Genomic DNA, 3,201 nt, shown 5'->3' on the forward strand with positions numbered 1-3,201 from the left:
ACGGCCCGCTGAGGCCGGTCGCGCGGGCCGCCCGGCCCGCGCGGTGCACGACCCCACGACAGCCGGAGCCTCCGGCGGGACCTTCACCGAACAAGGAGACAGACCATGAGCAACGTCCTCGGCATGGACATCACCGCCGCCCGCGACCTCGTCCGGATCATGAACGTCGACGCGGACAGCATCACGCAGATCACGGCGCGCCTGACGCAGCAGCTCGAGGCGACGCCCTGGTACGGCCCGGACGCGCAGCGCTTCACGAGTGACTGGCAGGGCCAGTACGTGCCCGCGCTCCAGCGCGTGGTCCAGGCCCTGCAGGAGAACGCGGCGACGCTCTCCGCCCAGGCCGACGACCAGGAGCGCGCCTCCAGCTGACGCCCGCGCCGAGGCCGCCGGTCCGTCCGGCGGCCTCGGCACACCGCGTCCCGTCGAGCACCACGCACCAGCCCCAGCACCACGCACCAGCACCACGCACCAGCCCCAGCACCCGAGCGGAGCACCTCATGTGGCGGATCAGCGTCCGGCCCTCGCGCGAGAGCGGCCTGCGGCCCGTCGACGTCGTCGTCGACGCGCGGCCCGACGCGCGCGTGGCCGACCTCGCCGCGGCGCTCGGCGAGCACCTCGCGGGTCCGACGTCGGGGACGCTCCTCGCCCCCGTGACGGACGGCGCCCCGTGGGGTGCCGACCTGCTGCTGACGGAGAGCGACCTGCGCACCGGCGACATGGTCGAGGTCGCCGTCGTCACGCGCGAGTGGCTCACGCGCCCCGCCCACCGGCGCCGGGCGCGCGCGGTCGCCCGGGTCGTCGCGGGTCCGGACGCGGGCCGGCAGGTGCGCGTCGAGGGGGACGCCCTGACCATCGGACGGGCGCCGACCTGCACGCTCGTCCTCACGGACCCCGCCGTCTCGCGCGTGCACGCCCGGGTGCTGCTCGTCGGACGCCCGGTGGTCGTCGACGAGGGCTCGGCCCACGGCACCCGGGTGGGCGACGTCGAGGTCTCCCGCCCTCAGCCGGCGGCGTGGGGGGAGCGGATCGTGCTCGGCGAGAGCGTGGTCGTCCTCGAGCCCGCCGACTCGTCGGCGCCCGGTGGCCCGGCCGTGTCGGTCCTGCGCCCGCCGCGCTTCGGCGAGCCGCTGGTCGCGGACGAGGTCGAGGTCCCCGCACCACCGGCGGCGCCCGAGCCGCAGCCGCTGCCGTGGCCGATGATGCTCATGCCCGTCCTGCTCGGCGGCGGGATGTTCGCGATGTCGCGGAGCCCGTTCTCGCTCCTGTTCATGATCGGGTTCCCGGTCATGATGCTCGCCACCCACCTGGTCCAGCGGCGACGGCAGAGGGCCGACCACGCCGCGGAGCTGCGCGTGTGGCGCACGGAGGTCGACGAGGTGCTCGTCGCGCTCGACGCTGCGGCCGAGCTCCAGCGCAGCCACGCGGACGAGGACGAGCCGCGCCTGGACGTCCTGCGCGCCCGCGTCCGGGAGCGGCACCCGAGCCTGTGGGCGCGCCAGGTGGACGACCCCGACTTCCTGCGCGTCGGGGGCGGCCGGGGCCCGCGGCCCGCGGTGGTCACCGCGAGCGTCGCCCGCGGCGGCGACCGCACGCAGCGCGAGCTCGCGCTGCGCGAGGTGGGCGGGCGCGCGACGCTCGCGGACCTCCCGGTGCCCGTGCCCCTGGGGGACCACGGCCTCGTGGCCGTCACGGGCCCGCGGGACGACGTCGACGCCACCGTGCGCGCCCTGGTCCTGCGGCTCGCGGCCCAGCACTCGCCGACGGACCTCACCTTCGCCGCTGTGCTCGGCGTCGACCGCACGCACGTGGAGACGTGGCTGCGCTGGCTGCCCCACACCGGACGGCGCGCGGGCGGCGCGGAGCCGGTGGCCGTGGGCGCCGGCCCGGGCCAGCACCTGCTCGACCTGCTGGTCTCGGAGGAGCGGGGACGCGCCCGCACCGTCTGCCTCGTCGACGACGCGGCGGGCGTCCCGCGTCGCGTGCTCGAGGCCGCCGCGGCGCAGGGCACCGAGCGTGGCCTGCACCTCGTCTGGCTCGGCCCCGACCCCGCGACGGTGCCGGCGGCGACGGGCGTGGTCCTCGACCTGGCGGCCGGGCGCCTCCTGCGCCGCGACCGCGGGGGCGTCGAGGAGGTCCGGCAGGCCGATGCGCTGCCCCTGGTCGACGCGTGGCGCACGGCCCGGACCATGACGGCGTACCAGGACGACGCCGCCGTCGTGCCGGCGGACAGCGCGGTCCCGGAGCAGGTCCGGCTGCCCGACCTCGGTGCCGACCTGGCCGACCCCGACGACGTCGGCGCGGTGCTGGACCGCTGGGCCGCCGCGCGCGGCCTGCGCGCGCAGATCGGGGCCGGCGCCGACGGCGTCGTGACGATCGACCTGCGTGAGGACGGGCCGCACGGGCTCGTCGCGGGGACCACCGGCTCGGGCAAGAGCGAGCTGCTGCAGACGCTGCTGTGCTCGCTCGCGCTCAACAACCCGCCGAGCCGGATGACCTTCCTCCTCGTCGACTACAAGGGCGGCGCCGCGTTCCGGGAGTGCGCGGACCTGCCGCACACCGTCGGCTACATCACCGACCTCACGCCCGCGCTCGTGCAGCGCGCGCTCGTCTCGCTCCAGGCGGAGCTCACGACGCGCGAGCACCTGCTGGCCGCCTACGGGGCCAAGGACCTGCTGGCCATGGAGCGGGACCACCCCGAGGCCGCGCCGCCGAGCATGCTCATCTGCGTCGACGAGTTCGCCGCCCTCCTGGCCGAGGTGCCCGAGTTCGTCGATGGGATGGTCAGCATCGCGCAGCGGGGGCGCTCGCTCGGGATGCACCTGCTGCTCGCGACGCAGCGCCCCGCGGGCGTCGTGACGCCGCAGATCAAGGCGAACACCGACCTGCGGATCGCGCTGCGGATGGCGTCGCCCGAGGACTCGACCGACGTCATCGACACCGCTGACGCCGTGCGCCTGTCCCGGCGCACGCCCGGGCGTGCGTGGCTGCGCCGCACGGGCCACGGCACGCGCGAGCTCGTCCAGGTCGCCTGGGTCGGGGCGCACGAGCCGGTGCGCGACGCCGCCGCGCGCGTGGACGTGCGTCCGTTCGCGGCGCGGGACCTGGGGCCCTTCGACGCGCACGACGACGGCCGCGCCCCGGGTGCGCCCGCGCGCGTCCACGCCGAGGCCGACCTCGGGCGCCTCGTGCGCAGATCGG

General features: G+C 77.0%; 2 protein-coding genes. Both read left to right on the forward strand.

Translation table 11 applies throughout. The features are described 5' to 3' along the window. The first annotated feature begins 105 nt into the window (after positions 1-105). Positions 106-372, forward strand: coding sequence for a hypothetical protein (locus IDM29_RS15810; RefSeq protein WP_182111596.1), 267 nt, complete (start codon positions 106-108; stop codon positions 370-372). Positions 373-500: 128 nt separating this feature from the next. Further along, a partial coding sequence (locus tag IDM29_RS15815; protein ID WP_188037771.1) for an FtsK/SpoIIIE domain-containing protein occupies positions 501-3,201 on the forward strand: 2,701 nt, incomplete at its 3' end.

This window comes from Actinotalea sp. JY-7885 (assembly GCF_014525465.1).
Lineage (GTDB): Bacteria > Actinomycetota > Actinomycetes > Actinomycetales > Cellulomonadaceae > Actinotalea.